Annotated in this window: 22 protein-coding genes; 14 read left to right on the plus strand and 8 right to left on the minus strand. The window is 66.7% G+C overall.

Annotation, left to right across the window (positions count from 1 at the left end; genetic code table 11):
* The first annotated feature begins 149 nt into the window (after positions 1-149).
* Complete coding sequence (locus ACQR1F_RS24010) at positions 150-464, plus strand: hypothetical protein (RefSeq protein WP_410051940.1); 315 nt, start codon at positions 150-152, stop codon at positions 462-464.
* 32 nt (positions 465-496) lie between these two features.
* On the plus strand, positions 497-1,168 hold the full coding sequence (locus ACQR1F_RS24015) for a dienelactone hydrolase family protein (RefSeq protein WP_434913985.1): 672 nt from the start codon (positions 497-499) through the stop codon (positions 1,166-1,168).
* Positions 1,169-1,361: 193 nt separating this feature from the next.
* Here ACQR1F_RS24015 and ACQR1F_RS24020 read toward each other — a convergent pair whose 3' ends face one another.
* The 3 genes from ACQR1F_RS24020 to ACQR1F_RS24030 all read right to left on the minus strand — a co-directional run bounded on the left by ACQR1F_RS24020 (position 1,362) and on the right by ACQR1F_RS24030 (position 3,412).
* Positions 1,362-2,078, minus strand: coding sequence for a polysaccharide biosynthesis/export family protein (locus ACQR1F_RS24020; RefSeq protein WP_434913986.1), 717 nt, complete (start codon positions 2,076-2,078; stop codon positions 1,362-1,364).
* Positions 2,079-2,260: 182 nt separating this feature from the next.
* Positions 2,261-2,917 carry a peptide-methionine (S)-S-oxide reductase MsrA gene (gene msrA, locus ACQR1F_RS24025; protein WP_315803885.1) on the minus strand — a complete coding sequence of 219 codons (657 nt, stop codon included), beginning with the start codon at positions 2,915-2,917 and terminating at the stop codon, positions 2,261-2,263.
* Positions 2,918-3,094: 177 nt separating this feature from the next.
* Positions 3,095-3,412 carry a hypothetical protein gene (locus ACQR1F_RS24030; protein ID WP_315715027.1) on the minus strand — a complete coding sequence of 106 codons (318 nt, stop codon included), beginning with the start codon at positions 3,410-3,412 and terminating at the stop codon, positions 3,095-3,097.
* Positions 3,413-3,769: 357 nt separating this feature from the next.
* Between ACQR1F_RS24030 and rpsT the strand changes: the two genes are divergently transcribed.
* Positions 3,770-4,036, plus strand: a complete 267-nt coding sequence (gene rpsT / locus ACQR1F_RS24035) for a 30S ribosomal protein S20 (RefSeq protein WP_012047584.1) — start codon at positions 3,770-3,772, stop codon at positions 4,034-4,036.
* Between the two features lie 501 nt (positions 4,037-4,537).
* Here the strand turns inward: rpsT and ACQR1F_RS24040 are convergent.
* Positions 4,538-4,858 carry a hypothetical protein gene (locus ACQR1F_RS24040; protein ID WP_315803886.1) on the minus strand — a complete coding sequence of 107 codons (321 nt, stop codon included), beginning with the start codon at positions 4,856-4,858 and terminating at the stop codon, positions 4,538-4,540.
* Between the two features lie 496 nt (positions 4,859-5,354).
* Between ACQR1F_RS24040 and dnaA the strand changes: the two genes are divergently transcribed.
* The 5 genes from dnaA to gyrB all read left to right on the plus strand — a co-directional run bounded on the left by dnaA (position 5,355) and on the right by gyrB (position 12,642).
* Positions 5,355-6,794: a chromosomal replication initiator protein DnaA gene (gene dnaA / locus ACQR1F_RS24045; RefSeq protein ID WP_315803887.1), complete on the plus strand. Its 1,440-nt coding sequence runs from the start codon at positions 5,355-5,357 to the stop codon at positions 6,792-6,794.
* A 311-nt stretch (positions 6,795-7,105) separates the two neighbouring features.
* Positions 7,106-8,224 carry a DNA polymerase III subunit beta gene (gene dnaN / locus ACQR1F_RS24050; protein WP_315803888.1) on the plus strand — a complete coding sequence of 373 codons (1,119 nt, stop codon included), beginning with the start codon at positions 7,106-7,108 and terminating at the stop codon, positions 8,222-8,224.
* A gap of 97 nt (positions 8,225-8,321) precedes the next feature.
* Positions 8,322-8,690, plus strand: a complete 369-nt coding sequence (locus ACQR1F_RS24055; protein WP_316179097.1) for an endonuclease domain-containing protein — start codon at positions 8,322-8,324, stop codon at positions 8,688-8,690.
* An 81-nt stretch (positions 8,691-8,771) separates the two neighbouring features.
* The gene (recF, locus tag ACQR1F_RS24060) at positions 8,772-9,908 is read left to right on the plus strand and encodes a DNA replication/repair protein RecF (protein WP_316179095.1); all 1,137 of its coding nucleotides are present in this window, start codon (positions 8,772-8,774) and stop codon (positions 9,906-9,908) included.
* A gap of 298 nt (positions 9,909-10,206) precedes the next feature.
* Entirely contained in the window at positions 10,207-12,642 is a 2,436-nt protein-coding gene (gyrB, locus tag ACQR1F_RS24065; protein ID WP_316215340.1) for a DNA topoisomerase (ATP-hydrolyzing) subunit B, read from the plus strand.
* Positions 12,643-12,705: 63 nt separating this feature from the next.
* Here the strand turns inward: gyrB and ACQR1F_RS24070 are convergent, their stop codons facing one another.
* Entirely contained in the window at positions 12,706-14,700 is a 1,995-nt protein-coding gene (locus ACQR1F_RS24070) for an acetoacetate--CoA ligase (protein ID WP_434913987.1), read from the minus strand.
* Positions 14,701-15,021: 321 nt separating this feature from the next.
* On the opposite strand from ACQR1F_RS24070, the gene murA reads away from it, so the two are divergent.
* From murA to ACQR1F_RS24085, 3 genes are all read left to right on the plus strand, one after another.
* Positions 15,022-16,317, plus strand: a complete 1,296-nt coding sequence (murA, locus tag ACQR1F_RS24075) for a UDP-N-acetylglucosamine 1-carboxyvinyltransferase (RefSeq protein WP_434913988.1) — start codon at positions 15,022-15,024, stop codon at positions 16,315-16,317.
* A 170-nt stretch (positions 16,318-16,487) separates the two neighbouring features.
* A complete protein-coding gene (locus ACQR1F_RS24080) occupies positions 16,488-16,967 on the plus strand; it encodes a DUF2867 domain-containing protein (protein WP_315803894.1) in 480 nt (159 codons plus the stop codon).
* Positions 16,968-17,674: 707 nt separating this feature from the next.
* Positions 17,675-19,060 (plus strand): MATE family efflux transporter, encoded by a 1,386-nt coding sequence (locus tag ACQR1F_RS24085; RefSeq protein ID WP_434848394.1) that lies wholly within the window; start codon positions 17,675-17,677, stop codon positions 19,058-19,060.
* 5 nt (positions 19,061-19,065) lie between these two features.
* Here the strand turns inward: ACQR1F_RS24085 and ACQR1F_RS24090 are convergent, their stop codons facing one another.
* Positions 19,066-20,208 (minus strand): FUSC family protein, encoded by a 1,143-nt coding sequence (locus ACQR1F_RS24090; RefSeq protein ID WP_434913989.1) that lies wholly within the window; start codon positions 20,206-20,208, stop codon positions 19,066-19,068.
* Between the two features lie 117 nt (positions 20,209-20,325).
* Here ACQR1F_RS24090 and ACQR1F_RS24095 point away from each other — a divergent pair, with 117 nt between their 5' ends.
* Positions 20,326-21,696 (plus strand): MmgE/PrpD family protein, encoded by a 1,371-nt coding sequence (locus ACQR1F_RS24095; RefSeq protein ID WP_434913990.1) that lies wholly within the window; start codon positions 20,326-20,328, stop codon positions 21,694-21,696.
* An 8-nt stretch (positions 21,697-21,704) separates the two neighbouring features.
* Here ACQR1F_RS24095 and ACQR1F_RS24100 read toward each other — a convergent pair whose 3' ends face one another.
* A complete protein-coding gene (locus tag ACQR1F_RS24100) occupies positions 21,705-23,111 on the minus strand; it encodes a serine hydrolase domain-containing protein (protein WP_434913991.1) in 1,407 nt (468 codons plus the stop codon).
* 141 nt (positions 23,112-23,252) lie between these two features.
* Positions 23,253-24,305 (minus strand): helix-turn-helix domain-containing protein, encoded by a 1,053-nt coding sequence (locus ACQR1F_RS24105; RefSeq protein ID WP_316215346.1) that lies wholly within the window; start codon positions 24,303-24,305, stop codon positions 23,253-23,255.
* A gap of 140 nt (positions 24,306-24,445) precedes the next feature.
* Between ACQR1F_RS24105 and ACQR1F_RS24110 the strand changes: the two genes are divergently transcribed.
* On the plus strand, positions 24,446-25,363 hold the full coding sequence (locus tag ACQR1F_RS24110) for a pirin family protein (RefSeq protein ID WP_316179076.1): 918 nt from the start codon (positions 24,446-24,448) through the stop codon (positions 25,361-25,363).
* A 42-nt stretch (positions 25,364-25,405) separates the two neighbouring features.
* Positions 25,406-26,320 carry a phosphoribosylaminoimidazolesuccinocarboxamide synthase gene (locus ACQR1F_RS24115; protein WP_434913992.1) on the plus strand — a complete coding sequence of 305 codons (915 nt, stop codon included), beginning with the start codon at positions 25,406-25,408 and terminating at the stop codon, positions 26,318-26,320.
* Positions 26,321-26,674 lie beyond the last annotated feature (354 nt).

Below are 26,674 nucleotides of genomic sequence, written 5' to 3' on the forward strand. Positions count from 1 at the left end.
ATGAAACGGCATTTGCGTTGTGCAGCGCGAACGATGCTGGGCTCGTGACACCGCGCACGCTAAGAAGAGATGCAGCCAACGCCGACAGCGAGAAGAGATTTCAGCCCATGAGACCATCCATACGCATGACGCGGTGCCTGGCTGCGGCCATGCTGCCGAGCCTGTCGGCCGTAACCCCTTCTGCGGCAGGGCAGACGCCCGGCGTCGCTGACGCGCCTTTCACAGCGACGTTATTCAATGTCACGCCGCTTGCCTTCGGCATGGATGTCGGTGAGACATCGCGCGTGCTGGAGCAGCCGTTGATCTATCTGAACGGCACGCCCGGCAACGAGACCTTTCTGGCACTGCGCAATCTCGGCGGCAGCGGACTGGTCCCGCACCATCACCGCCTCTACCTGAAATTCCGCAGGGGACGGCTGACAGGCTGGAAAGAGGACTACGGCACCAACTGGATGTGGCGCTGACAGGCGCCTGACGACCGCAAAGAGGACATAACGTGGGACAGGACATCAAGCTGACGGCATCGGACGGGTTCCAGCTCGGCGCCTATCGCGTCGATCCGACGGGAACTGCAAAGGGCGCGCTGGTCGTCATCCAGGAGATCTTCGGTGTCAACCATCACATCCGCAACGTCTGCGACCGCCTCGCCGCCGAAGGTTACGTTGCCATCGCGCCGGCGATCTTCGACCGCGTCGAGCCCGGCTTCACCTCGGGCTATTCGCCTGACGAGATCGCGGTCGCGCGCAAGTTCGTCGCCAATCCGGATTGGGCGGCCTTTTTGCGCGACACCCAGGCCGCAATTGACGGCGTGAGGAATGTCGGGCCGGTCGGCATCATCGGTTTCTGCCTCGGCGGCAGCATCGCCTATGCGGCTGCGACCAAGCTCACCGGGCTGAAGGCCGCGGTCGGCTACTACGGCGGCGCCATCGTCCGCTTCGCCGTCGACAAGCCGACGGTGCCGACCCAACTCCATTTCGGCGAGAAGGACGCGGGCATCCCCCTGAGCGACGTCGAGACCATCAAGGCCAAGCGGCCGGACGTCGAGATCTTCGTCTATCCCGGCGCGCAGCACGGCTTCGGCTGCGACGAGCGTGCGAGCTACGACAAGCCGAGCGCGGATCTGGCGTGGACCCGTAGCCTCGCGTTCCTCGGAACGCATTTGCGCTGAACCTCACCACCGTCATTGCGAGGAGCGAAGCGACGAAGCAATCCAGAGTCGCGCGTGACGCCCTGGATTGCTTCGCGGAGCCTGTCATCGGGCCGCGCATGTGCGCGGACCCGTTGGCTCGCAATGACGGCGGATGGAGCAGCGCGCCGCTCGGCGGCAATGCATCCCTGTAGCCGGGCGAGACGTGCTGATATCAGAACCAGCGCTCGCCGACCTGGATCGTATCTCCCGGCTTGAGCGAGGTCCCGAGCGGAACCTCGTAGCGCGCGACTCCGGACGCATCGATATGCGTCAGGGTGACGATGTCGCGCCGCGCCCGAGGCGAGAAGCCGCCGGCGATCGCGATTGCGCTCTCCACCGTCATGTTGGGCACGTAAGGGTATTGGCCGGGCGCCTGCACCTCGCCGAGGATGAAGAACGGGCGATAGGCCTCGATCTCGACCGCCACCGATGGCTCGCGGATGTAGCCGTTGCGGAGCTTGGCGGTGATCTCGGCGGCGAGGCCGGCGGTGGTGCGGCCACGCGCCGGCACGCTGCCGATCAGCGGCATCGTGATCGATCCGGACGCGTCGATCGCATAGGTGTTGGTCAGGCCCTCCTGGCCGTAGACGACGACGCGCAGCTTGTCGCCGGCGTCGAGATGATAGGCGGAGTCGCGCCGCGCCGGCACGTAGCCGGCGGGAACGACATAGGCGCCCGCGCGAGTGGCGGCAGCGAACGAGTTGCGCAGCGCCGGGATCGCCCCGCCCTGCCCGGTGGCGGCAACCGGGCCGGAGGAAGGCGTTCCATAGGCCATCGCGTCGAGATCGCTCTGCGGCTGGACGGCAGCGACGGGGGAGATCGTCTGCATGCAGCCCGACAACAGGATCGCGGACAGGACGGCAATGACCGGAACAAACAACGCGCGCACTCGAACAATCCTTGAATGAGGATGTGCGTTAGTCATGCGCGGTTAAGGTTAACAAACCGTTGGCGCGTGCAGTCCGTGCATCCGCAAGCGCGCCGCGGTGAAGGCGGTTCGAAAAAAATCCCCCTCCCACCGCGTGGGAGAGGGACCCGAGAATATTCGGCGCGATCCGGCGCGCGGCTGGCCTAGGCGCTCACGCCGACTCCGATCGGGCACGCGACCCCGGTGCCGCCGAGGCCGCAATAGCCGGCCGGATTCTTCGCGAGGTACTGCTGATGATAATCCTCGGCGAAATAGAATGGCCCCGCCGGAGCAATCTCGGTCGTGATCGCGCCGAGCCCCTTGGCACGCAGCGCCGACTCATAGGCCGTCTTCGACGCCTCGGCGGCCTCGCGCTGCGCATCGCTGAACGTGTAGATCGCCGAGCGATATTGCGTGCCGACGTCGTTGCCCTGGCGCATGCCCTGGGTCGGGTCATGGCTCTCCCAGAACGTCTTCAGGAGCCGCTCGTAGGACATGACCTTGGGATCGAACACCACCAGCACGACCTCCGTGTGCGCCGTCTGCCCCGAGCACACCTCCTCGTAGGTCGGGTTCGGCGTATGGCCGCCGGCATAGCCGACGGCGGTGACGTGGATGCCGTCGCCGAGCTGCCAGAACTTGCGCTCCGCGCCCCAGAAGCAGCCGAGCCCGAACACGGCCTGCGCGAGGCCGTCGGGATAGGGCGGCAACAGGCGGCGACCGTTGACGAAATGCGTGGCGGCGGTCGGGATCGGCTGAGTGCGGCCGGGCAGCGCCTCGGCGGCAGACGGCATGACAGGGGCTTTGCGCATGAAGAACATGGGATGTCTCCGCTCATGGCCAGCGCCCGCGGGACGGCCCACGGCGCGATGACCTCTCGTCAGGGGGAATATATAGGGCTCTACGGGTCCAGCAGTAGCGCTGTTACGCCGCGCCAGCGGTTCCCGCGGCATGCTGCCAGCATACAGCTGCCGGTGCAGCGAGACGAACCGCCGCGCTCAGTCGCGTCCATAGCCGATCAGCGGCTTGCGCGGCCGGAACAGCAGCATCAGCAGGATTCCAAGCAGTCCAAGCACCGCAAACACCGGCTGGTCCAAAAACACCTTGACGATCCACTCCCACAAGAACGGGGCCTTGGCCTCGATCCAGGCCTTGAAGGCGGCCTGGCTCGCCTGGTGGACGTCGTTCCAGAGCTGGCCGAAACGGGTGAACTGCAGGGTCTGGTCCGCCACCCAGCGCGCGCCGTCATAGACCAGGAAGATGAAGCTTCCGGCCAGCAGCAACAGCCCTACCAGACGGAAAAAACCGCGGATCATGCCTCACCTGCCCTCTCTCGCACGCCCTTGCGGGCAGCAAGGCCATAGCGGGGCCCCCGCAGAAATTCAACCTCGTCAGGGGCTTAGAACCGGGTTTTGGTCGATTCCGGCCGCCGCGGGCGCTCCGAGACCGTTGACGCTCGGCAGGCCTGCCCCTATAAGGTCGCCATTGGCGGTGGGCGCAATCCCGCCGCCGCTGTTCTTTGAGCAGCGCCGATCCGCCGAGCATCCGCTCCGGTCATGGCATTCTCAGAGAGGCGTCCGAACAACCCACCGCGTCGATGGGGCCGCGTCAAGCGGGCCGCGCGCGTACCCGCAAGAGCGGCGACTGCTCGCCGCCGAAGGATATTTGAGAGCATGGCCAACACGACCTCCGCGAAGAAAGCGACGCGCAAGATTGCCCGCCGCACCATCATCAACAAGTCGCGCCGCACCCAGATGCGCGGCGCCGTTCGCTCCGTCGAGGACGCGATCAAGAAGGGCGACCGCGAGGCTGCGCTGAAGGCGATGGCCAACGCCGAGCCGCAGCTGATGCGCGCCGCGCAGCGCAACATCATTCACAAGAACAACGCGAGCCGCAAAGTGTCGCGCCTCACGCATCAGATCGCCAAGCTCGCGAAGTAACGCGACCGCGCCACTGGCGAACTATCAAGATGCAAACAGCCCGGCTCGCGCCGGGCTTTTCTTTTTGCGCATTGCGCCGGAGCACATTCGGTCCTCGCCGCGCCTTCTATTTGATGGCGATATCGCGTCGCGAATGCGATCTGCGCGTGTTGGAGGATGCGCGACGTCATACGCGCCTGACATTGTTCCGTAGTCCTACGTGACGTTCCGTAGTTTTACGCGGTGACAATATTGTCTCACCTGAAACAGCGAAGACTCTGCGCGTCGCGCTTGCGCAGCGATGTCAAGTGAGCGCGGCGCGTCGTTCACGTCACGCACCGCGCATCGCGGGAGTTACCCGCGTCCGGCAATCGCGAAAAACATCGTCTCGAAAATGACTTAAGCGCATAGCGCGACCAAGTGATTGGAAAAGCGGGTGAGGCCGGTCGAAACATAAAAAAATTATGAAGAAATTTTGGGCAGACGATGTTGTTTGTCACATCCGAGATTCCTCGCGATGATTCAAAACGTTGCTTTCTTAACGCGCAACACCGCGTCGCAACCGCTGCGAAGACTCGTCACGCGTGCTCCGATCTTATGGATTGCGAGTCCCGACGCATCGTGTATTTCTTTAATCACTCGCGGCGCCCACGATCTTGAGACCAGCGCGGTTTTAGAAACGGGGCGGACGTGCAAATCGGCGGCGGTGTGCGCGTTGGCGACGCTTTCCAAAGCGATGGCCGGATCTGTACCCATAGCAATATGGGGAACGACCGAACTTTGTCGAAATTTCTCGGGCGCAGCATCATCGTTGCGCCGCTTTGAACAAGAGAAATACGACATCGGTCGACCCGGCCGGAGCTCGTGGCGGCTTCGCTCACCGAGTGGACAAGTTGGACGGGATGTACGGCGGTGCGGCTGAATCTTGGGGTTCGGACGCGGCGGCATTGGGATGACAACTTGCCGTGAGCAATCACGGCAGGGCGGGGAGGTTGCATGCTTTACGGACAAATTGCGGGCACACACCATAAGCTGGTTCCGGATCACGCACCCTTGGCGGTCGGCACTTTGGCGGTCGGCACTGAAGTGACCGGTACGACCAGCACGGCCATCGCCAGCACGGCCATCGGCCCTCCCGCTCGTCCGAGTATGCGCTGACCTCGCGGAGTAGTTTTCTTCACCAGCATTGATCAGCCCAACGGCGCTCGCGCCGAACGGTAAGCCATGTCTGGAGTTGAGCCTCCGCTCGAGGTCTCGCTGCGGGAGACGCGTCCTTCCACGGGACGCCTGCCCGGCGATCACACGACACCACCACTCAATTCGAAAAGTTGCGACTGCCATGACAAATTCGGAACAGGAACGCTGGTCTCGCGTGAAGGGTCGGCTGCGCTCGACCGTCGGCGAGGATGTCTATACGAGCTGGTTTGCGCGGATGGACCTCGAAGCCGTCCAGGACGAAAGCGTTCATCTGTCGGTGCCGACGCGTTTCCTGAAGAGCTGGATCCAGGCGCACTACGCCGAGCGCGTGCTGTCGTGCTGGCAGGCCGAGATGCCGGAGGTGCACCGTATCGATCTGTCCGTTCGCACCGCGATGCGCTGCGCGACGCCGGTCAAGGAAGCCCCCGTCGCCGTCGAAGCCCGCCGCGCCGAGCGCAGCGACGCCAAGCCGGCGACCAGCGCCGACACGCGAACGGCGTCGGCTGCGGCTTCGCTCGCCACCAGCCATGACGCGCTCGGCGGCTCGCCGCTCGATCCGCGCCTGACCTTCGCCAGCTTCGTCGTCGGCCGCGCCAACACGCTGGCCCATGCGGCGGCGCGCCAGGTCGCCGACGGTCGCCGCGGCGATCCCGTGATGTTCAACCCGCTCTACATCCATGCCGGCGTCGGGCTGGGCAAGACGCATCTGCTCCAGGCCGTCACCTGGGCCGGCAACGCCGGCGGCGAGCGCAAGGTGCTGTACCTCACCGCCGAGAAGTTCATGTACGGCTTCGTCGCGGCGCTGAAATCGCAGACCGCGCTGGCGTTCAAGGAAGCACTGCGCGGCATCGACGTGCTGGTGATCGACGACCTGCAGTTCCTGCAGGGCAAATCCACCCAGGCAGAGTTCTGCCATACGCTGAACGCGCTGATCGACGCGGGGCGCCAGGTGGTGATCGCAGCCGACCGGCCGCCGTCCGACCTCGAAAGCCTCGATGATCGCGTCCGCTCGCGGCTTGCCGGCGGCCTCGTCGTCGAGATGGCGACGCTCGGCGAGGATCTCCGCCTCGGCATTCTCAAGTCGCGCGTCGCGGCGGCCCGCGCCCATCATGCGAGCTTCGACGTGCCGGAGCCGGTGCTCGACTATCTCGCCCGCTCCATCACCCATAACGGCCGTGATCTCGAAGGCGCGATCAACCGCCTGCTGGCGCATTCCAAGCTCAACAATCAGCCGGTCACGCTCGACATGGCCGAGCGCGAGGTGCGCGACCTGGTCCGCCCGCAGGAGCCGAAGCGGATCAAGATCGAGGACATCCAGCGCGTCGTGGCGCGGCAGTACAACGTCAGCCGCTCCGACCTGTTGTCGTCGCGCCGCACCGCCAACGTGGTGCGCCCGCGCCAGGTCGCGATGTATCTCGCCAAGACGCTGACCCTGCGCTCGCTGCCCGAGATCGGCCGCCGCTTCGGCGGGCGCGACCACACCACCGTGCTGCACGCCGTGCGCAAGATCGAGGCGCTGGTCGGCAAGGACGTCACGCTGAACGACGAAGTCGAGTCGCTGAAGCGCCAGCTGCAGGATTAGAGGGCACGCACGGCCAGGGGAGCGGACAGAAGGTTCGCCCCCAGCCGGGCCATTGTCCCGGCGGCTCGACGCTGCCCTCGGGCGTCATGCTCGGCCCCTGCCTCCGGGTCCCGGAAGAGCCTGCCGAAACATGGGAAATCGGCTCCGCATCCCTTGCGCTTGAGCCCCATCCGCGCCACTTTACGCCTCCCCCTCACGCTCCTGGACGCTGGCCAAGCGCCGTTCGGGCGCGAGGTGCCATCGGCCGCGGCGCTGCTCTAGCCCGCCGGCATTCCAGGACGAGATCAGTTGGGAACGGGCGGGTAAGTGCAATGAAGGTGACCGTCGAACGCGCGCAGCTCCTGAAGTCGCTGGGCCACGTCCATCGTGTGGTCGAGCGGCGCAACACCATCCCGATCCTGGGTAACGTGCTGGTCCGCGCCGAGAACGCCCGGCTGTCGCTGCGCGCAACCGACCTCGACCTCGAAGTGACGGAAACCCTGGCCGCCGAGACTGCCACCGCGGGCTCCACCACGGTTCCGGCGCACATGTTCTACGACATCGTGCGCAAGCTGCCAGACGGCTCGCAGATCGTGCTGGAGAGCGACGGCGAGCGCGCGGTGCTCGCGATCCGCGCCGGCCGCTCCAAGTTCACCCTGCAGACGCTGCCGGAGAGCGATTTCCCGGATCTCGCCGCGGGCGAAATGACGCACGCCTTCGGGGTTCCGGCCAAGGACATCAAGAGCCTGATCGACCGCACGCAGTTCGCGATCTCGACCGAGGAGACGCGCTACTACCTCAACGGCATCTATCTGCATGCCGGCGGCACCGCCAAGCAGCCGACGCTGCGCGCCGTCGCCACCGACGGCCACCGCCTCGCCCAGGTCGACCTGCCGCAGCCGGCCGGCGCCGCCGAGATGCCGGGCGTGATCGTGCCGCGCAAGACCGTCGGCGAGGTGCAGCGGCTGATCGAGGACAATGACAGCGAGATCAGGATCGAGCTGTCGCAGGGCAAGATCCGCTTCACGCTCGGCCAAGTGGTGCTGACCTCGAAGCTGATCGACGGCACCTTCCCGGATTACGGTCGCGTCATTCCGCAGAACAACGACAAGGAGCTGGTCGTCGACAAGGCCGATTTCGCCGCCGCCGTCGATCGCGTCTCCACCATCTCCTCCGAGCGCGGCCGCGCCGTGAAGCTGGCGCTGGCGCCCGGCAAGCTGGTGCTGTCGGTGACCAATCCGGATTCCGGCAGCGCGACCGAAGAGCTCGAGGTCGAGTACGCCGCGGATGCCCTCGATATCGGCTTCAACTCGCGCTATCTGCTCGACATCGCCGCCCAGATCGAGGGCGAGGTCGCCGTGCTCCGGCTTGCCGATCCAGGCTCGCCGACGCTGATCCAGGACCGCGACAACAGGAATGCGTTGTACGTGCTGATGCCGATGCGGGTGTGAGGCGCGCTGCACGCAACGCTTGGGACGAGCCACACGACGAAAATCCCCTCTCCCCTTGCGGGAGAGGGTGCCGAGCGAAGCGAGGCGGGTGAGGGGTATGCCTCCACGATCACCGAGCCATCGGACGACATCCACACGCATCCGCGGCTTCGCCAAGACGATGCGACGTCAGCCGACCGAATCCGAAGCGGCCATGTGGCGACTGCTACGTGATCGCAGGTTTGAGAAATACAAATTCCGTCGTCAGGCGCCCGTAGAGCAATTCATCCTCGATTTCGTTTGCTTCGAAAAGCGCCTGATCATCGAGATCGATGGCAGCCAGCATGCTGACAACGAGAAAGACACCGAGCGAGACGCGATCTTGAAAGCTGCAGGATTTCGCATCGTTCGCTATTGGAACAACGACGTGCTGTACAATTCGACCGCCGTTCAAGAGGACATCCTCACGAAGCTGAGCGAGCCGTGAGATACCCCTCACCCGCCGCCTTCGGCGGCACCCTCTCCCGCAAGGGGAGAGGGGATTTCGAATGTGTGGCCTAGATTTCCCATGACCCCCTCCCGCATCCACCGCCTCGCGCTGACGCATTTTCGCAGCTATCGCGCTGCCAGCGTCAGCGTGCAGGCGGACATGGTTGCGCTGGTCGGCGCCAATGGCGCCGGCAAGACCAATTGCCTGGAGGCGATCTCGTTCTTCGCGCCGGGACGCGGCCTGCGCCGCGCGACACTCGAGGATGTCGCCGACAACCAGGGCGACGGCTCCTGGGCGGTCTCGGCGGAGGTCGAGGGGGCGCTGGGGCTGACGACCTTCGGCACCGGCATCGAGCCGCCGCGCAGCGACGCCAGCACCACCAGGCGCTGCCGCATCGACCGCGAGCCGGTGGGCTCGGCAGCCGCCTTCGGCGACCACATCCGCATGGTGTGGCTGACGCCTGCGATGGACGGCCTGTTCATGGGCGCGGCCTCGGAGCGGCGGCGCTTCTTCGACCGCCTGGTGCTCGCGATCGACAGCGAGCATTCGAGCCGCGTGTCGGCGCTGGAGCGCAGCTTGCGCTCGCGCAACCGGCTGCTCGAGGTGCGCAATTTCGACGACCACTGGTGTGGCGCGATCGAGCGCGAGACTGCGGAGCTCGCGGTCGCCGTCGCCGCGAGCCGCGGCCAGACCGCGGTGAAGCTCGCTGCGATGCTGCGCCAGCGCGGACAAGCCTCGGCGTTCCCATCCGCCGAGATCGCGCTCGACGGCTGGATGGAGAATGCGCTGCTGAGCGAGCCGGCGCTTGCCGTCGAGGACCGCTACCGCGCGATGCTGCGCGACAATCGCGCGCGCGATGCCGCGGCGGGCCGCACGCTCGACGGGCCGCATCTCACTGATCTCCATGTCGTCTACGCACCGAAGAACATGCCGGCGCGCGACGCGTCGACCGGCGAGCAGAAGGCGCTGCTGATCGGCCTCATCCTCGCGCATGCGACGCTGGTCGCCGAGACCACCGGCATCGTGCCGATGCTGCTGCTCGACGAGATCGTCGCCCATCTCGATCCCGGCCGCCGCACCGCTTTGTTCGCCGAGCTCGGCACGCTCGGTGCCCAGGTATGGCTGACCGGCGCCGACCCCGCGGCGTTTGCCGAACTACGCGAGCTCGGCGAGATCTTCGACGTCGAGGCCGGACGGATCAGCGCGCGGCGGTAACGCCTTCGGCCGTTGGTCGGGATCCCCCCGGGGTCATACCGGACTCGTGCCCTGAATCGCACGCGAAAGCGCCCCGCCGCACGCCTCAAAACCAGCCGCGGGAATGGCCTGAATCCGGCTTTCGGAGGGGACGAAAACGACCCTCGCCAGGCCTTGAAAAACCGTTAAAAAACGCTATCTCTTCAATGTCTTACGAAGGGCCACTTTGCGCTAGGCGCGTGGCTTCTTTCGTGAGAGAAAGAGCGCTCTCGGCATGCGGTTTGCGATGCCGATTCGACCACCCTTCCGAAGGCCCCACATGACCGAACCCGCCCGGCAAACCATCGCCGACACCGAGCCTGCAACCGCGAACGAGTACGGCGCAGAATCGATCCGGGTGTTGAAGGGCCTGGACGCGGTGCGCAAGCGCCCGGGCATGTATATCGGCGACACCGATGACGGTTCCGGCCTGCACCACATGGTCTACGAGGTCGTCGACAACGCGATCGACGAGGCGCTGGCCGGCCACGCCACCGCGGTCGAGGTGATCCTCAATCCGGACAATTCGGTCACCGTGCGCGACGACGGCCGCGGCATTCCGGTCGACATCCACAAGGGCGAAGGCGTGTCCGCGGCCGAGGTCATCATGACCCAGCTGCACGCAGGCGGAAAATTCGACCAGAACTCCTACAAGGTATCGGGCGGCCTGCACGGCGTCGGCGTCTCCGTCGTCAACGCGCTGTCGAGCAAGCTGCAGCTCCGCGTCTGGCGTGACGACAAGGAGCATCTCATCGAGTTCGCCCATGGCGATGCGATTGCGCCGCTGAAGGTGGTCGGCGAGGCCAAGGGCAAGCGCGGCACCGAGGTGACGTTCCTGGCCTCGACGGAGACCTTCAAGAACGTCGAATACGACTATGCGACGCTCGAGCATCGCCTGCGCGAGCTCGCCTTTCTCAATTCCGGCGTCAACATCGTGCTCTCCGACATGCGCCACGCGGTCGAGAAGCGCGAGGAGATGCATTACGACGGCGGCGTCGAGGAGTTCGTCAAATATCTCGACCGCAACAAGAAGGCGATCGTTCCGGCGCCGATCATGGTGCGCTCGGAGGTCAACGGCATCACCGTGGAAGCTGCGCTGTGGTGGAACGACAGCTATCATGAGAACGTGCTTTGCTTCACCAACAACATCCCGCAGCGTGACGGCGGCACCCATCTCGCCGGCTTCCGCGGCGCGCTGACGCGCCAGGTCAACGGCTATGCCGAGGCCAATGCGAAGAAGGAGAAGATCGCGCTGACCGGCGACGATTGTCGCGAGGGTCTCACCGCCGTTCTTTCCGTGAAGGTGCCAGATCCGAAGTTCTCGTCGCAGACCAAGGACAAGCTGGTGTCCTCGGAAGTGCGTCCCGTGGTCGAGAACGTTCTGAACGAGGCGCTCGCCGCCTGGTTCGAGGAGCATCCGGGCGAGGCCAAGACCATCGTCGGCAAGGTGATCCAGGCCGCGGCGGCACGCGAGGCCGCGCGCAAGGCGCGCGAGCTGACCCGCAAGAGCCCGCTCAGCGTCTCCTCGCTGCCCGGCAAGCTCGCCGATTGCCAGGAGAAGGATCCGGCCAAGTCCGAGCTGTTCATCGTCGAGGGTGACTCGGCCGGCGGCAGCGCCAAGCAGGGCCGCAACCGCGAATTCCAGGCGGTGCTGCCGCTGCGCGGCAAGATCCTCAATGTCGAGCGCGTGCGCCCCGACAAGATGCTGTCGAGCGAGCAGATCGGCACGCTGATCACCGCGCTCGGAACCGGCATCAGTGACGAGTTCTCGATCGACAAGCTGCGCTATCACAAGATCATCGTGATGACGGACGCCGACGTCGACGGCGCCCACATCCGCACGCTGCTGCTGACCTTCTTCTACCGGCAGATGCGCGAGATCATCGACCGCGGCCATCTCTACATCGCGCAGCCGCCGCTCTACAAAGTGATGCGCGGCAAGTCCGAGCAGTATCTGAAGGACGAGCGCGCGCTGGAGGATTATCTGATCGGCACCGGGCTCGACGACTGCGTGTTCAAGACCGCCGAGGGCGAGGAGCGCAAGGGCCGCGACCTGCTGGGGCTGGTCGAGGAAGCGCGGATCGTCCGCAACATCCTGCGCAATCTGCACAGCCGCTACGATCGCAAGGTCGTCGAGCAGGCCGCGATCGCCGGCGTGCTGCGGCCGGATATCACCCGCGACCTGGCGACCGCGGACGCCGCGGCCGAGTACATCGCGAAACGGCTCGACGTGCTGGCCGACGAGGTCGAGCGCGGCTGGATCGGTCACTTCCTCGAGGGCCAGGGCTTCACCTTCGAACGCACCGTGCGCGGCGTCAAGGACGTCGCCGTCATCGACGACGCGCTGCTCGCCTCGGCGGATGCCCGCAAGCTCGACGACTATGCGGCCCGCCTGCAGGAGGCCTATGCCAAGCCCGGCACCTTGCGCCGCGGCGACGTCCAGACGGTGATCCACGGCCCGGTCGATCTGTTCGAATCCGTCATCGATGCCGGCCGCAAGGGCGTCACCCAGCAGCGCTACAAAGGTCTGGGCGAGATGAACCCGGAACAGCTCTGGGAAACCACGCTCGACACCGAGGCCCGCACGCTGCTGCAGGTCAGGGTCAAGGAGGTCGACGAGGCCGACGACATCTTCACCAAGCTGATGGGCGACGTCGTCGAGCCGCGCCGCGAATTCATCCAGGACAACTCGCTGTCGGCGAACGTCGACGTGTAGGCCCAGATGCCGGGACGCTCCAGCCGTCCGGCCTGTCCCTCATCGGGCTGACGCTCGCCCCTGTCATCCGCCTCGCCGTGCCGCCGCGAATTGCGTGAACCAGTCCAGCGCCGCCGGGTTGCGGGTGGCATCCTTGCTCGCGACCTTGTCCGGAGCGTCGCCGAGCAGCAGTCGACGGACCGGCACCTCCATCTTCTTGCCGGTCAGGGTCATCGGGATTTCCGGCACGCCGATGATGACGTCGGGGACATGCCGCGGGCTGCGCTCGTGGCGCAGCCGCCGGCGGATCTCGTCCTGCAACCCGTCCGTCAGCTCGATGCCCTGGGCGAGTTGCACGAACAGCGGCATGTAGAAGCCGTCGTCCGGCTGCTCGATGCAGATGACGAGACTGTCGACGATACCGGGAATCCCCTCCATCGTCCGGTAGATTTCCGCCGAGCCGATCCGCACGCCATGACGGTTCAGCGTGGCGTCGGAACGGCCCAAGACGTGGCAGCCGCCGCGCGTGTTGAAGCGGACACGATCGCCATGGCGCCAGACCCCCGGATAGACGCCGAAATAGCTGTCCGTATACCGGACGAAATCGGCATCGCCCCAGAAGCAGAGCGGCATCGAAGGCATCGGCGCGCGCACGACGAGTTCGCCGGCCTCGTCGATGATCTCGCGCCCCGCATCGTCGAACGCGACCGCGGCCACGCCGAGCGCCGGAGCCTGGATCTCGCCAGCATGCGTCGGCAGCAGCGGCGAGCCGGCCAGCAGACCGGAACAGAACTCCGTTCCGCCGGATTGCGAGGAGGCCCAGACCTCGGGCTTGACCGCCTCGTGCACCCAGCGAAACACCTCCGGTGTCGATGGCGATCCGACCAGCATCACCGACTGCAGCCGCTCCAGATTGAACTCGCGGCCCGGAACGACGCCCTGCTGCCGCACCAGCTGGATGTAGCTCGGGCTGATGCCGAGCACGGTCACGCCGGCGGCTTCCACGAGCCGCCACACCAGCCGCGCGTCCGGATGGCTCGGATGGCCGTCATAGAGCACCGAGGTGCCGTTCATCAGCGGCCCCCACATCAGCGTGTTCCAGACCATCCAGCCTGTCGTCGAGTAGAAGAACAGCGTGCCGTCCGCCTCGATCTCGAAATGAAACGCCGCCGACTTGTAGTGCTCGAGCACGATGCCGTGGTGATTGTGCACGATCGGCTTCGGCAGGCCGGTCGTTCCCGAGGTGAACAGCACCCAGAGCGGATGATCCGATGCGACGCGTGCGAACTGAAATGCGTCGCGCGCGATCGCCGGACCGTCGAGCAGGTCGGGCCACGCCCGAATGCCGCCACGAAACTCCGGCGCCTTGCGCGCGGCCGGATGATAGTCGAGCATGACCAGCATCTCGGCGCTCGGCAGCGCCGCGAGGATCGTCTCGAGATCGCCGATGCGGTCGAAATCCTTCGCTCCGTAACGATAGCCGTTGACCGCGAAGACGAGCTTCGGCGCGATCTGCGAAAAGCGGTCGATCACCGTCTGCGCGCCGAATTCCGGTGCCGCCGAGGACCACACCGCGCCGATCGCCGTGGTCGCGAGCATCGCGATGACGGCTTCGGGAATGTTCGGCATGTAGGCGACGACCCGGTCGCCCTTGCCGATTCCCATCTCGCGCAGCGACGTGGCGAGCCGCCGCACGCGGCCTGCGATTTCGCCCCAGCTCGCGGCCGCCAGCGGACGCAGCTCCGAGCCGTGATGCAGCATCGCTCGATCGGGACTGCCGCTCAACTCGTGGCGCAGCACGTGCTCGGCGAAGTTCAGCCGCGTCCCCGTGAACCAGCGCGTCCACGGCATCGGATCGCGCGAGACGACCTCGCCGATCTCGCCGTCGGCCATGACCTCGAAATAATCCCAGATCGAACGCCAGAACCCGGCGACGTCGTCGACCGACCACTGCCAGAGATCGTGATAGCCGGAGAAGCTGTGGCCGCGCGAAGCGAGCCAGTCGAGATATCGGCGGATGTTGGCGCGCGCCTGTCGCTGCGCCGAGCAGGTCCAGACGTCAGCTTGATCATCGGCCATTCCAGCGTTTCTCCATCCCTGCCGCAGCCGCGGCAGCCAACGACCATCGGCCGCGCCACACCGGCCGTCAAGAACACGGCGCGCTCCCCGGCCGCTGCCCCGCCGCCGTGGCAAAGTGGCCCGCCGCGATTTTCCGGCATTGATTCCGTTTTGGAATTGGCGTTAGGAGTCGGTCTCATGAGGACCCCGGCGGCCCGTGAACCAGGTTCGCGGTCGCCGGATTGCGGAACAGGTTGATCCCGCTGGACACCCTGTGCCCGAACGCCGTCGCGAAGCCGGCAAGGGCAGCGGCCACACGCTTCGACAACGGATCATCACCGCATGGCGCCCATTCAATACATCGTCGAGGGCGGTCACCGGCTCAAAGGCGCGATCGAGCCGTCCGGCAACAAGAACGCCGCGCTGCCGATCATCGCCGCCGCGCTGCTGACCGAGCATCCGGTCACGCTCGACAACGTGCCGCGCATCCGCGACACCGAGACCCTGGTCGAGCTGATCCGCTCGGTCGGTGCCTCCGCCGAATGGCGCGGCCGCAACCGGCTCGCGATCCATGCCAAGGACATCCGCGCCGCCGATCTCGATCCGGATCTGTGTGCCCGCATTCGCGCCTCGATCCTGCTCGCCGGCCCCCTGCTCGCGCGCTGCGGCGAGGTGGCGCTGCCGCCGCCGGGCGGCGACGTCATTGGCCGCCGCCGCCTCGACACGCATTTCCTCGCCTTCGAGCAGCTCGGGGCCACCGTCACCGCGACCGACAAGATCGAGCTGCGCGCCTCCGGCCTGAAGGGCGCCGACGTGTTCCTCGACGAGCCCAGCGTCACCGCGACCGAGAACGCGCTGGTGGCGGCGGTCGCCGCGCACGGCACCACCTATCTGCGCAACGCGGCCTCGGAACCGCATGTCCAGGACCTCGCGCATTTCCTGGTGGCGCTCGGCGCCAACATCGAGGGCATCGGCACCAACACGATGGTGATCCACGGCGCCAGCACGCTCGGCCAGGCGTCCTACGCGATCCAGCCCGACCATATCGAGGTCGGCTCGCTGATCGGGCTCGCCGCGGTGACGCGCTCGCCGTTGCGCATCGTGCGCGCCGGCACCGAGCATCTGCGCTCCATCCGCATGGGCTTCGAGCGGCTCGGCATCGTCTGCGAGGTCGCCGGCGACGACCTGATCGTGCCCTCGGACCAGACGCTCAGGATCAAGGACGATTTCGGCGGCCACGTGCCGAAGCTGGAGGACCAGCCGTGGCCGGCCTTCCCCGCCGACCTGATGTCGATCGCGCTCGTCACCGCCACGCAATGCGAGGGCGTGATCCTGATGTTCGAGAAGATGTTCGAGTCGCGGATGTTCTTCGTCGACAAGCTGATCTCGATGGGCGCGCGCATCGTGCTGTGCGACCCGCACCGCGCCATCGTCGCCGGCCCCAGCCGCCTGCGCGGCGCCCGCGTCGTCTCCCCCGACATCCGCGCCGGCATGGCCATGCTGCTGGCAGCACTCTGCGCCGAAGGCACCTCGTACATCGACAACGCCGACCAGATCGAACGCGGCTATGAACGCATCGACGAGCGCCTGAACGCACTGGGCGCGAAGATCACCCGCGTGCCGGAGCGCGGGCGGTAGTTTACTACGCACATCTCTCCTCCGTCATTGCGAGCGCAGCTCGCAATGACGAAATTGAATGACCCTGGCGCAAGGCCATCGGCGCACTGGCTTCGCGGACATGCGCGTGCGATGCTGCTGCGCATCGCGCATGGCGCGCGAGCAACCTTGACATGTGAGGCTCATCGCTCATGACAATCAGCGAGATCACTCCCAACGTCGACGGTACCCGATGGCTGGCCGGCGCGGAGTTCGCCGATGCCTTTCGCATCACGATCAACGGCCCGCCCGTTGCTGCCCGCACCGCGGCCGAGCGCATGCTCGGTCACACGCCCTGGTGGATAGCGGCGCTCCTGAAGCTCCGCAACCTGCTGGTCAGGCCCTTCGGTCTGAAGACCTCGGGCGCGGACCCAAGCAACCCACGTCCTCTGATCGGGATTTTTCCGGTCGTCGACGAAACGCCGGCCCGGCTCGTGCTCGGCTTCGACGACAAGCATCTGGACTTTCGCGTCCTGGTCGACGTGGCCTCTCAGCACGCGACCTCGCAAGTGACAGCGACCACCTTGGTCGAGACCCACAATGCTCTCGGCCGCATCTATCTCGCCATGATCAAGCCGTTTCACCGGCTCGTCGTGAAGGCGATGCTCCGGCAGGTCGCAGCAGCCGCATGATGACACGCGAGTCTTCGGCTCGCTGTCGCACCGGCGCTCCGTGCCCAAGCCGCCAATATCGCGGCTGCCGTTTTTCCGAATTTTTTGCTTGCTATTATTCCAAGAATCAGAAACAATGTAGCCATCCCGTCCTCATGAGAGGGGCGCTTCGCGATCGTCACGGACGTTGAGGGCGGGGATGCGGTGGATGCGGCGGCTCTCAGCGCGCACTTGGGTAGCAACCCGAGGCTGGCGTGTGGACGAAGGGGCGGTCGCATACGGCGAAAGCGTATGGTCCTGGCCTCCCGACGCTGAGGTCAAGCCGGCGGGCGATTCCGCTGACGACGGGGGCAAGAAAGCCCGGTCCCCGGGGAGAATACGTATAAGTCGTTCCAACCATCGCGCGGGGAATGCCGGGATGTCTCGGCTGAACCTGTGGTTCCTGCCGCCTGCATTTTTTTACGCAGGCGGGCCATGGGTGCGGCCAGCACCCGGCATTCCCCGCGCCCTCTCGCTTCCGAGGGCCATCGATCAAGCAGAGCTCGGACGTATCAGCGCCGCGAGATCAGTCAGTCATGCCCGCGATCACGTCAATGCGATTGACGATGCGCCTCACGCAGCCGTCCGCATTTGGCCAGGTGGAGCTGCGCCTCCGTGCCGCACGCGGCTGCGACCGAACATCCCGCCGTGATGTGCACGACGCCGCAGGGCCTGCTATAGCCCCGACCATGACCTCCACAGCCGGAACCAACCACGCACCGCCAACGGCGGCGCCGACGCCTCCCCTCGCGCTCGAGCTCTGGGACACGATCCGGCTCGCCGCACCGATGGCGCTGACGCAGTTGTCGCAGATCGCGATGATGTCGACCGACCTCGCCTTCATCGGCCGTCTCGGCGGCGATGCCGTCGCGGCGGCCGCATTGGCGGGCACGGTGTATTTCGTCGGCTCGACCTTCGGCATGGGCCTGATGTCGGCGGTGGCGCCGCTCGCCGCGCAGGCGTTCGGAGCCGCGGATGCAGCACTGGTGCGGCGCGCGCTCCGCGTTGGACTATGGGCCGGCCTGTTCATCGCGCTGCCGATCATGATGATCGCGCTGAACGGCGAGGCCATCCTGCTCACGCTCGGACAGGCCCCCGACGTCGCGCGTCCTGCGCAGGATTATCTGCGCGGCCTCGCCTGGGGTATTGCGCCGATGCTGTGGTTCATGGCGCTGCGCAGCTTCATGGGCGCGGTCAACCGCCCCGAGCCGGTGCTCTGGATCACACTGGCCGCGATCCCGCTCAACGCGCTGCTGGTCTATCCGCTGCTCTACGGCCACTGGGGTTTTCCGCGGCTGGGCCTGACCGGCGTCGGCCTCGCCACCTCGACCGTCAACCTGGGAACGTTCCTCGCCGGGCTGTGGTTCGCAGCGTTCCGCCCGCCGTTCCGCGACTACCACGTCCTCGCGCGACTGGGCCGTATCGACTGGCGACTGATGCGACAGCTCCTCATCATCGGCGCGCCGATCTCGCTGTCGTTCCTGCTCGAATACGGCCTGTTCTCCGCGGCCGCGATCCTGATGGGGCTGATCAGCACGGCCGCGCTCGCCGCGCACCAGATCGCGCTGCAGATCACCGCGATCCTGTTCATGGTGCCGTTCGGGATCAGCATGGCCGCGACCGTGCGCGTCGGCCACGCCGCCGGGCGCGATGATGCGACCGGCGTTCGCCGCGCCGGCCTGATGGCGATGTTGCTCGGCCTTTCACTCGCAGTGCTGTTCACGCTCGGCATCGTCATTGCGCGCCATGACATCGTGCAGCTGTTCCTCGGCTCCGGGATCTCCGATGCCGAAACGACAGCGGCGCTGGCCGCCACGCTGCTGCTCGTCGGCACGACGTTCTTCATCACGGACGCATTGCAGAGCATCGCGGTCGGCGCGCTGCGCGGCATCAAGGATACGCGGGTGCCGCTGCTGCTCGCCGTGCTCGGCTATTGGCTGATCGGCTTCCCCGCCTCTTATCTGCTTGGCCTCCACACCGCGCTCGGCGCGGTCGGAATCTGGATCGGCCTGTCGATCGGCACCACGATCTACGCCGCGCTGCTGGTGGTGCGCTTCCTGCGGCTGACCCGATGAAGAGTTCAGGCGCCGGCCGTATCGGACGACTCCCCGGGCTCCGGCCGATGCACCTTGCCGGCCGACGCACCGGACCATTCGGCGACGACGCGCTCGAGGTCGATCAGGTTCTGCCGCATCTGGTCGAGCGAGAAGCCGAGCGCGAAGAAGCGCTCGGCGGCATCGCCGGGCAACCCGCGCGTCAGCCCGTCGCTGCGGACGGCGGCGACCTGCTCGGCATAGGCTTTGACCGCAACATGGATCGGCCAGATCGGCGGTGGGCCGGAGCCGTTGCGGATGGCTGCGGCACAGCCGCGCAGATAGCTCGCGATCGCATCGCTGACGCGCGCCACCGGCGCCGACAAACGTGCCTGCAGCTCCGAGGGCAGCGGCACCACGCTGGCGCGGCCGATCATCACGACGTCATGGCGGAGGCGCAGGATCGTCCGCAGCAGCGGACCGGTGTCGGCGCCAGAGGACAGCCGCGCCGAGCGTTCGCGCTCGGCCTCCGCCCCGGTCGCGTTCAACTCGGTGAGCGCGGTGCCGATACCGTCCTGGATCCGATGCAACGCGTCGTTGTCGCGGCCCCGCGACAGGCCGACCAGAAGCTCGGTCATTGCTGCGGCGATCAGTTCGAGCAGGCGGCCCGCCGCGCTGCGCATCTGGACATGCGCCCGCGACGGCAGCACGACGAACGATACGGCGAGGCCGGTGAACGCGCCGACCGCAACCTCGAACACACGGTCGATCGCCGATCCCAGCGGATCGAGATGGCCCATCGTGGGCACCAGGAGCACGATGACCGCGGTCACGGTGGCGGCGTTGAGGCTGGGATTGATCGCGGCGATGAAGGCGAGCGGGGTCACCGCCAGGATCAGCATGCCGAGCAGCTGCAATTCGCCGGAATGCGGAATGAACACGGTGATGGCGCCGCCATAGATCGCACCGCCGATGGTGCCGAACATGTAGTCGCGCGTCGCCTTCAGCGAACGCCCGACACTGCCTTGCGTCACGATCAGCGAGGTCAGCACCGCCCACAGCGGCAGCTTCAGGTGGAAGGCCGTGGCAACGGCAAAAGCGAGCGTCGCCGCCACCGTGCTGCGGACGGCCAGCGACATCTGCGCCTTGCGGCCGCGCAACCTGCCGAACAGCTCCTTGAACGACGCCATCAATCATCCACCTCGAACGGACCAGCGCGTCGGCATGGCAGCCTCCCACCGGGCCGGACCGGCTTGAAAGGCGGAATCAGCTTGCCTACCCTGGCTGCAACGATATGAGGAAACACGATGGCCCAGGAAACCGCAACGCTCGCCGCCTACGTCGCCGCGCTGAAATACGACGATATCCCGCCCGAGGTGCTCGACCGCGCCAAGGTGCTGACGCTGGATTTTCTCGGCAGCGCCATCCGCGCCCGGCGCGAGGCGGAGTCGACGCCGTCGGTGGTGAACATGCTGGCGGCGCTGAAGCTGGATGCGGCGGGCGAGGCGACCGTGTTCGGCGACGACAGAACCTGGACGCCGGCGGTGGCGGCGCTGCTCAACGGCACGATGGGCCATTCGCTCGATTTCGACGATACCCACGCCGATTCCTCGCTGCATCCGAGCGCACCCGTGGTGCCGGCCGCGTTCGCCGTCGGCGAGATGGTCGGCGCCTCCGGCCGCGAGGTGCTGACAGCTGTTGTCGCCGGCTACGAGGTGTGCTGCCGGCTCGGCAATGCGCTCGATCCGACCTCGCATTATGCCCGCGGCTTCCACCCGACCGCGACCGCCGGCACCTATGGCGCAGCAGCTGCCGCCGGCAAGCTGTTCGGCCTGTCGGAGCAACAGTTGATCTACGCGTTCGGCGTCTCCGGCAGCCAGGCCGCGGGCTCGCTGCAGTTTCTCGTCAATGGCGCCTGGAACAAGCGCTATCAGGTCGGTGCGTCCGCGATGAACGGCGTGATCGCGGCGACGCTCGCCAAGAACGACTTCGTCGGCGCGATCGAATCCGTCGAGGGCAAGCACGGCCTGCTGGTCGGCTACACCGACACGCCGCACCATGAGAAGGCCGTCGCCGGGCTCGGCTCCACCTATGAGACGATGAAGATCGGCGTGAAGCCGTATCCGAGCTGCCGCTACACCCATGCCGCGATCGACGCCATCATCGCGCTGCGCCGCGAGCACAATCTGACGCCGGACCAGGTCAAGCGCGTCGAGATCGGCCTGCACCGCAACGGCATCACGCTGACCGGCGATGCCGCGACCAAGCGCCATCCGAGCTCGATCGTCGGCGGCCAGTTCTCGATGTTCTTCACCGGCGCGCTGGCGCTCGACCAGGGCCGCTTCGGCTGGGACGACTACACGCGCCTTGGTGACGCCGCGATCAACGCGCTCGCCGACAGGTTCGACGTCGTGCAGGACGACAAATTGGAGATCGGCCGCAGCCATCCGTTCGGCGCCCGCGTGACCATCACCACCGAGGACGGCGTGCACGAGCGGCTGCACGATGATCCCTCGGGCGAGCCGACCTCGTTTCCATCGGCGCAGGCGATGAGCGACAAGTTCATCACTTTGGCACGGCCGGTGCTGAGCAGCCGCGCGCAAAGCTTTGCCGATGCGATCCTGTCGCTGGAGCGTTTCGACCGTGTGGCGCAGGCGACGGCGTTGGGGAGAGTGTAGCGCATGCGTCATTCCCCTCTTGTCGCCGCGATCACGTCGCTCACGAGCTGCGCCACGCCGTCGGCCTCGGGCGGCCAGTTCACGGTGCGACCGAAGCGCGCGATGACGAGGCGCTCGGAGGGAACGAAGATGACGTACTGGCCGAGCGTGCCCTTGGCGAAGACCGCATCGCGCGGCCAGCCGTGCGCGATGCGGTAGTTGGCGCCAAAACTGTCGCCGCGGTTGGTCCAGAAGCCGGCGCCGAGGCCGACATAGGCGTTCGGTGTGGGCGTGGCGACGTAGTCCGCCCAGCCCGCGGGCAAAAAGCGCCGGCCGGCGACCACGCCGTCGTCGAGATAGAGCTGGCCGAGCCGTGCCCAGTCGCGCGCCGAGGCCAGCATCTGGCTCGATCCCTCCGGCGTGCCGGCGGCGTCGAACTCGATCGTGACGCTGGCCATGCCCAGCGGATCGAACAGCTCGCGATGCGCGAAGCGCAGCACATCCGCGGCGCTGCCGCCGGCGGCATCGCGGATGAGATGGGAAAGGATGACGGTGTTGCCGTCGTGATAGTTGCTGACCGCGCCCGGAGCAGTTTTGAGCGGCATGGATTCGGCAAAGGCCGCGCGGTCGGGCTCGACGAACTTCATCCGGTTGACCGGCTCGAGCGCCGACAACAGCGAGGCCTGCAGCGAGCTGCCGAGCGCGAGACCGGCGGTGTGGCGCAGCAGATGATCGACGGTGATGGCATGACGCGGATCGCTTTCGCTCTGCCACGCCGCCACCGGCGCGGGCGCATGCAGCGAGAGCTTGCCCTGGTGGACGAGAATGCCGATCAGGGTCGCGGTCATCGACTTGGTCGCGGAGAAGCCGAGCAGCGGGGTGTCGAGCGTGAAGCCGGGCGCGTAGCGCTCGGCGATGACCTTGCCGTCCTTCATCACCAGGACGGCATGGGTGCGCCGGAACGGCGGCGCCTCCGGCTCGGCAAAGGCGCGGTCGAGCGCCGCGGCGAGCGCCGGTGTCGCCGGCGCCACGACGTGCGGCGGAGCGATGTCGGGCAGCAAGGCCGGCTGCGGCGGCGACAACCGGACGGTCGGCCAGTCGCGGCTCTCGCCATGGTCCACGTGGCAGCCGAGCCCGTCGCGATACACGGCGTGGCTCCGGCCGAGCCCGAGCAGCGTCACGCTGACGTCCTTGGCGGCGCGATCGACGCGGACGTCCATTGCCCAGCTCAGCAGGCCGGCGCCGGGCATCGCGGCCCGGGTCTCGGAGAGCGTGCGGTCCGGGTCGAGACCGGAGACGAAGGTCTCCGAGCACAGCACGCTGGCGATGAAGCCGGTTGCCACCTTCGGCACATCGCGGGCGCGGGCGCCGCCGACCACCAGGGCGGTCAGCGCGGTGGTGGCAACGAGAGCAGGCAGCAGGCGGCGTCTGGTCATGAGGAGCTCCGGAAGTTGGATCCGCCGGACCAGACCGCGGCTGCGGCCCGGATGCTCGCCGATTTCGCAAATCGCACCAGCCGGGAATGGCCGGGACCTCGCCGATTCTGGAATTCCTCCGTGATTTCAAGGCCGAACAGATCACGCTGCGGCCAGCCTCATGCGCCGGTATTCGGTCGGCGTCACCCCAGTCACCGCCTTGAACGCCCGGTTGAACGGACCGAGCGACTGGAACCCGGCGTCCATGGCGATGGTGATGACCGGCACCTCGGCCTGGGCGGGATCGGCGAGCGCGGCCTTGGCCTCCTCGATACGGTGGGCGTTGAGGAAGGTGTTGAAGTTGCGGTAGCCGAGCTCGCCATTGATCAGCCGCCGCAACCGGTATTCAGGAATGGAGAGCCTGGTCGCCAGCATCCCGATGGTGACGTTGTCCCGCCGATAGATCCGCTCATCCGCCATCAGCCGCATCAGCGCGTCGACCAGCCTGCGGTCCGCGGCCCTGGGAGCCGTGGCTTCGGGCTCTGCGACCGGCGGTGTTTCCGGCGCGAACACATCGCCGGCACCGACCCTGAGCAGCATCAGCGCGACGGCGCCGACCACGACCAGGAACATCGCCGCATTGACCACATTGGCAAGCTCGGATGGGCCGCTGCCGGCGGACGCCATCTGCAGCAGCGCATTGACGCCACCGTAGGACAGCGCCGCGATCACGACGAAGGCCCGGATGCGCCGCCGTCCCTCGACGAGATCCGCCGACCAGGAGCGGATGGTCTGCGCCAAGGTCAGGCCAAGGAAGCCGAGCGCCAGCACATTGTTGGCGACGATCACGAGCCGGCCATGTCCGGCAGGTCCGAGCACGAGACAGCCGATCAGGCTGAAGCCGAACACAGCCAGCCAGATCAGGCCGTGCAGCCCGCGCAACGCAAAGCCGTCGTCGAACAGCGCGCGGCAGAACAGCCAGAGCACGATGATGTCGGCCGTCGCGAGCGCAATCAGCGGCGCGGAAGCGAGCGATGGCGCCGCCGTCCCGCCGATGTTGAAGGTCGCCGCATGCGCGGCCGAGCCGAGCGCCAGCGCGATCGCCAGCCGGCCGCGCCATTGACCACCGAGGTCACGTCCCAACGCGACGGCGAGCACGGCGAGCAGCGCAATGGCGGCGGCGCGAAGCACGAGATCGAGGCTGTCGAGCGTCATCGTCACGGATCCGTTGTCAGCGCCGGAACTCTAGGCCGGAGTGCCGCTCCGTTCAAATCACGCCGACGCCGCGACCTCATGCCCTGCCCTCGCCGTCGCGAAGCTGCTAGGTTCGCGCGACCACATCTCAGGAGCGTCCCATGAGCTGGCAGCCTTCGAACGATCCCGAATTCGGCGATCCCACCTCGTGCGATGCGCTGGAGCACGTCATCGTGCCGCGCACCCGTGATCTCGGCGACGGCTTTGCGGTACGCCGCGCGCTGCCGCATGGCCGCCGGCAGATGGTTGGGCCGTTCATCTTCTTCGACCATTTCGGTCCGGTGCAATTCGTCTCCGGCAAGGGCATGGACGTGCGGCCGCATCCGCATATCGGCTTGGCCACCGTCACCTATCTGTTCGACGGCGCCATCATGCATCGCGACAGCGAGGGCAACGTCCAGGAGATCCAGCCCGGCGCGATGAACCTGATGACCGCCGGCCGCGGCATCGCGCATTCCGAGCGCACGCCGGACCTGCAGCGGCAGAACGGCCAGAACATGCTGGGCCTGCAGAGCTGGATCGCGCTGCCGGTGGAATCGGAAGAGATCGCGCCGAGCTTCCAGCATTACGCGGCGGGCGCGCTGCCGACGGTCAGCGACACCGGCTTCTCCGCGCGCATCATTGCCGGCAGAGCCTTTGGAAAGGCCTCGCCGGTGACGATGGTTTCGCCCTGGTTCTATGTCGAGGTGACGGCGCAGGCCGGCACAGTGGTGCCGCTCGATCCCGATCACGAGGAGCGCGCCATCTACATCGTCGACGGCGAGGTCGAGATCGCGCGCGAGCGCCATGAGGGGCCGCGGCTGCTGATCTTCCGCCCGGGCGATGCCATCAGCGTCCGTACGGTCAAGCCGACGCGGATGATGTTCCTCGGAGGCGACGCGCTGGAAGGGCCGCGCCACGTCTGGTGGAATTTCGTCTCCTCCAGCAAGGAGCGCATCGAGCAGGCCAAGCAGGACTGGAAAACCGGCCGCTTCGCCGCCGTCCCGCAGGAGCACGAGTTCATTCCGCTGCCGGAATAGGCTATTGGGAGCGCAACGCTCCCGTTTCGAAGGCTCCGCACGATGACCACGCTTCTCGCCAGCAATCTGCCGCTCCCGAAAATCGGCCGCGGCAAGGTCCGCGACATCTACGCCGTCGGCGACGACCGCGTGCTGCTGCTGACCACCGACCGGATCTCCGCCTTCGACGTCGTGATGAACGAGACCATCCCGATGAAAGGCGCGGTGCTGACGCAGATCTCGGCGTACTGGTTCAACGCGCTCGAAGGCGTGGTGCATCACCACATGATCTCGGCCGACACCGACGGGATCATCGCCGAGGTGCCGGCGCTGCAGCCGCATCGCGAGGAGATCCTCGGGCGGGTGATGCTGTGCAAGCGCACCACCGTGTTCCCGATCGAATGCGTGATCCGCGGCTATCTCTCCGGCTCGGCCTGGAAGGAATATGCCGCGAGCGGCACGCTCGCCGGCGAGCAGCTTCCCGCGGGCCTGGTCGAGAGTGAGAGGCTCGAGCCCGCGATCTTCAGCCCGGCGACCAAGGCCGAGACCGGCCACGACGAGAACATCACCATCGCCAGGATGCGCGAGGTGGTCGGCGACGACACGGCCTACACGCTGGAGAGCATGACGCGCGCGGTCTATACGCTCGGCGAGAAGCTCGCACGCGAGCAGGGCATCATCATCGCCGACACCAAGTTCGAGTTCGGCCGCGACAAGGATGGAAACATCATCCTGATCGACGAGGTGATGACACCGGATAGTTCGCGCTTCTGGGCGGTCGACGCCTATCAACCGGGCCGGCCGCAGCCGAGCTTCGACAAGCAGCCGCTGCGCGACTATCTCGATGCGGAGCGCAAGGCCGGCCGCTGGAATGGCGACGCCCCGCCGCCGCCGCTGCCGCAGAGCGTGGTGGACGCGACGAGCCAGCGTTATCTGGAGGCGTTCCGGCGCGTGACGGGCAGCGAGCTGAAGATCTAAGGATCGCTTTTCTGCGGTCAGCGGTTGCACGACCAGCGCTCTTGTTTGGACGTGTGAGCTGAACTCATGCCGCATCGGCAGTGCTCCCCCTCACCCCGCTGGCAGGGAGGGGAGCCGCTGATCCGGATCGCATTCGAGGCAATCCGAGCTCCCCTGGAAGGGGCAGAGCCATGGTATCTGGCGATCAGAGTCGTGCGCTCATGCGTCGCCACATCGTCATGGCCGGGCTTGTCCCGGCCATCCACGTCGTTCAGCACGCTGAGCGCCACGTGGATGCCCGGGACAAGCCCACGGCTGTCCGGTTCAGACAGACTGGACATGGTGCATGGCGTGGATTCTTCTGCGGTCTTGAGC

The sequence above is a fragment of the Bradyrhizobium sp. HKCCYLS3013 genome (assembly GCF_051167615.1).
In the GTDB taxonomy this organism is placed as follows: Bacteria; Pseudomonadota; Alphaproteobacteria; order Rhizobiales; family Xanthobacteraceae; genus Bradyrhizobium.

Coding starts and splice junctions, on each gene's coding strand:
- ACQR1F_RS24010 (WP_410051940.1), top strand. CDS start 150: ATGCTGCCGAGCCTGTCGGCCGTAACCCCTTCTGCGGCAGGGCAGACG.
- msrA (WP_315803885.1), bottom strand. CDS start 2,917: ATGTTCTTCATGCGCAAAGCCCCTGTCATGCCGTCTGCCGCCGAGGCG.
- ACQR1F_RS24030 (WP_315715027.1), bottom strand. CDS start 3,412: ATGATCCGCGGTTTTTTCCGTCTGGTAGGGCTGTTGCTGCTGGCCGGA.
- rpsT (WP_012047584.1), top strand. CDS start 3,770: ATGGCCAACACGACCTCCGCGAAGAAAGCGACGCGCAAGATTGCCCGC.
- ACQR1F_RS24040 (WP_315803886.1), bottom strand. CDS start 4,858: ATGTCGTATTTCTCTTGTTCAAAGCGGCGCAACGATGATGCTGCGCCC.
- dnaA (WP_315803887.1), top strand. CDS start 5,355: ATGACAAATTCGGAACAGGAACGCTGGTCTCGCGTGAAGGGTCGGCTG.
- dnaN (WP_315803888.1), top strand. CDS start 7,106: ATGAAGGTGACCGTCGAACGCGCGCAGCTCCTGAAGTCGCTGGGCCAC.
- ACQR1F_RS24055 (WP_316179097.1), top strand. CDS start 8,322: ATGCCTCCACGATCACCGAGCCATCGGACGACATCCACACGCATCCGC.
- recF (WP_316179095.1), top strand. CDS start 8,772: ATGACCCCCTCCCGCATCCACCGCCTCGCGCTGACGCATTTTCGCAGC.
- gyrB (WP_316215340.1), top strand. CDS start 10,207: ATGACCGAACCCGCCCGGCAAACCATCGCCGACACCGAGCCTGCAACC.
- ACQR1F_RS24070 (WP_434913987.1), bottom strand. CDS start 14,700: ATGGCCGATGATCAAGCTGACGTCTGGACCTGCTCGGCGCAGCGACAG.
- murA (WP_434913988.1), top strand. CDS start 15,022: ATGGCGCCCATTCAATACATCGTCGAGGGCGGTCACCGGCTCAAAGGC.
- ACQR1F_RS24080 (WP_315803894.1), top strand. CDS start 16,488: ATGACAATCAGCGAGATCACTCCCAACGTCGACGGTACCCGATGGCTG.
- ACQR1F_RS24085 (WP_434848394.1), top strand. CDS start 17,675: ATGACCTCCACAGCCGGAACCAACCACGCACCGCCAACGGCGGCGCCG.
- ACQR1F_RS24090 (WP_434913989.1), bottom strand. CDS start 20,208: ATGGCGTCGTTCAAGGAGCTGTTCGGCAGGTTGCGCGGCCGCAAGGCG.
- ACQR1F_RS24095 (WP_434913990.1), top strand. CDS start 20,326: ATGGCCCAGGAAACCGCAACGCTCGCCGCCTACGTCGCCGCGCTGAAA.
- ACQR1F_RS24100 (WP_434913991.1), bottom strand. CDS start 23,111: ATGACCAGACGCCGCCTGCTGCCTGCTCTCGTTGCCACCACCGCGCTG.
- ACQR1F_RS24105 (WP_316215346.1), bottom strand. CDS start 24,305: ATGACGCTCGACAGCCTCGATCTCGTGCTTCGCGCCGCCGCCATTGCG.
- ACQR1F_RS24110 (WP_316179076.1), top strand. CDS start 24,446: ATGAGCTGGCAGCCTTCGAACGATCCCGAATTCGGCGATCCCACCTCG.
- ACQR1F_RS24115 (WP_434913992.1), top strand. CDS start 25,406: ATGACCACGCTTCTCGCCAGCAATCTGCCGCTCCCGAAAATCGGCCGC.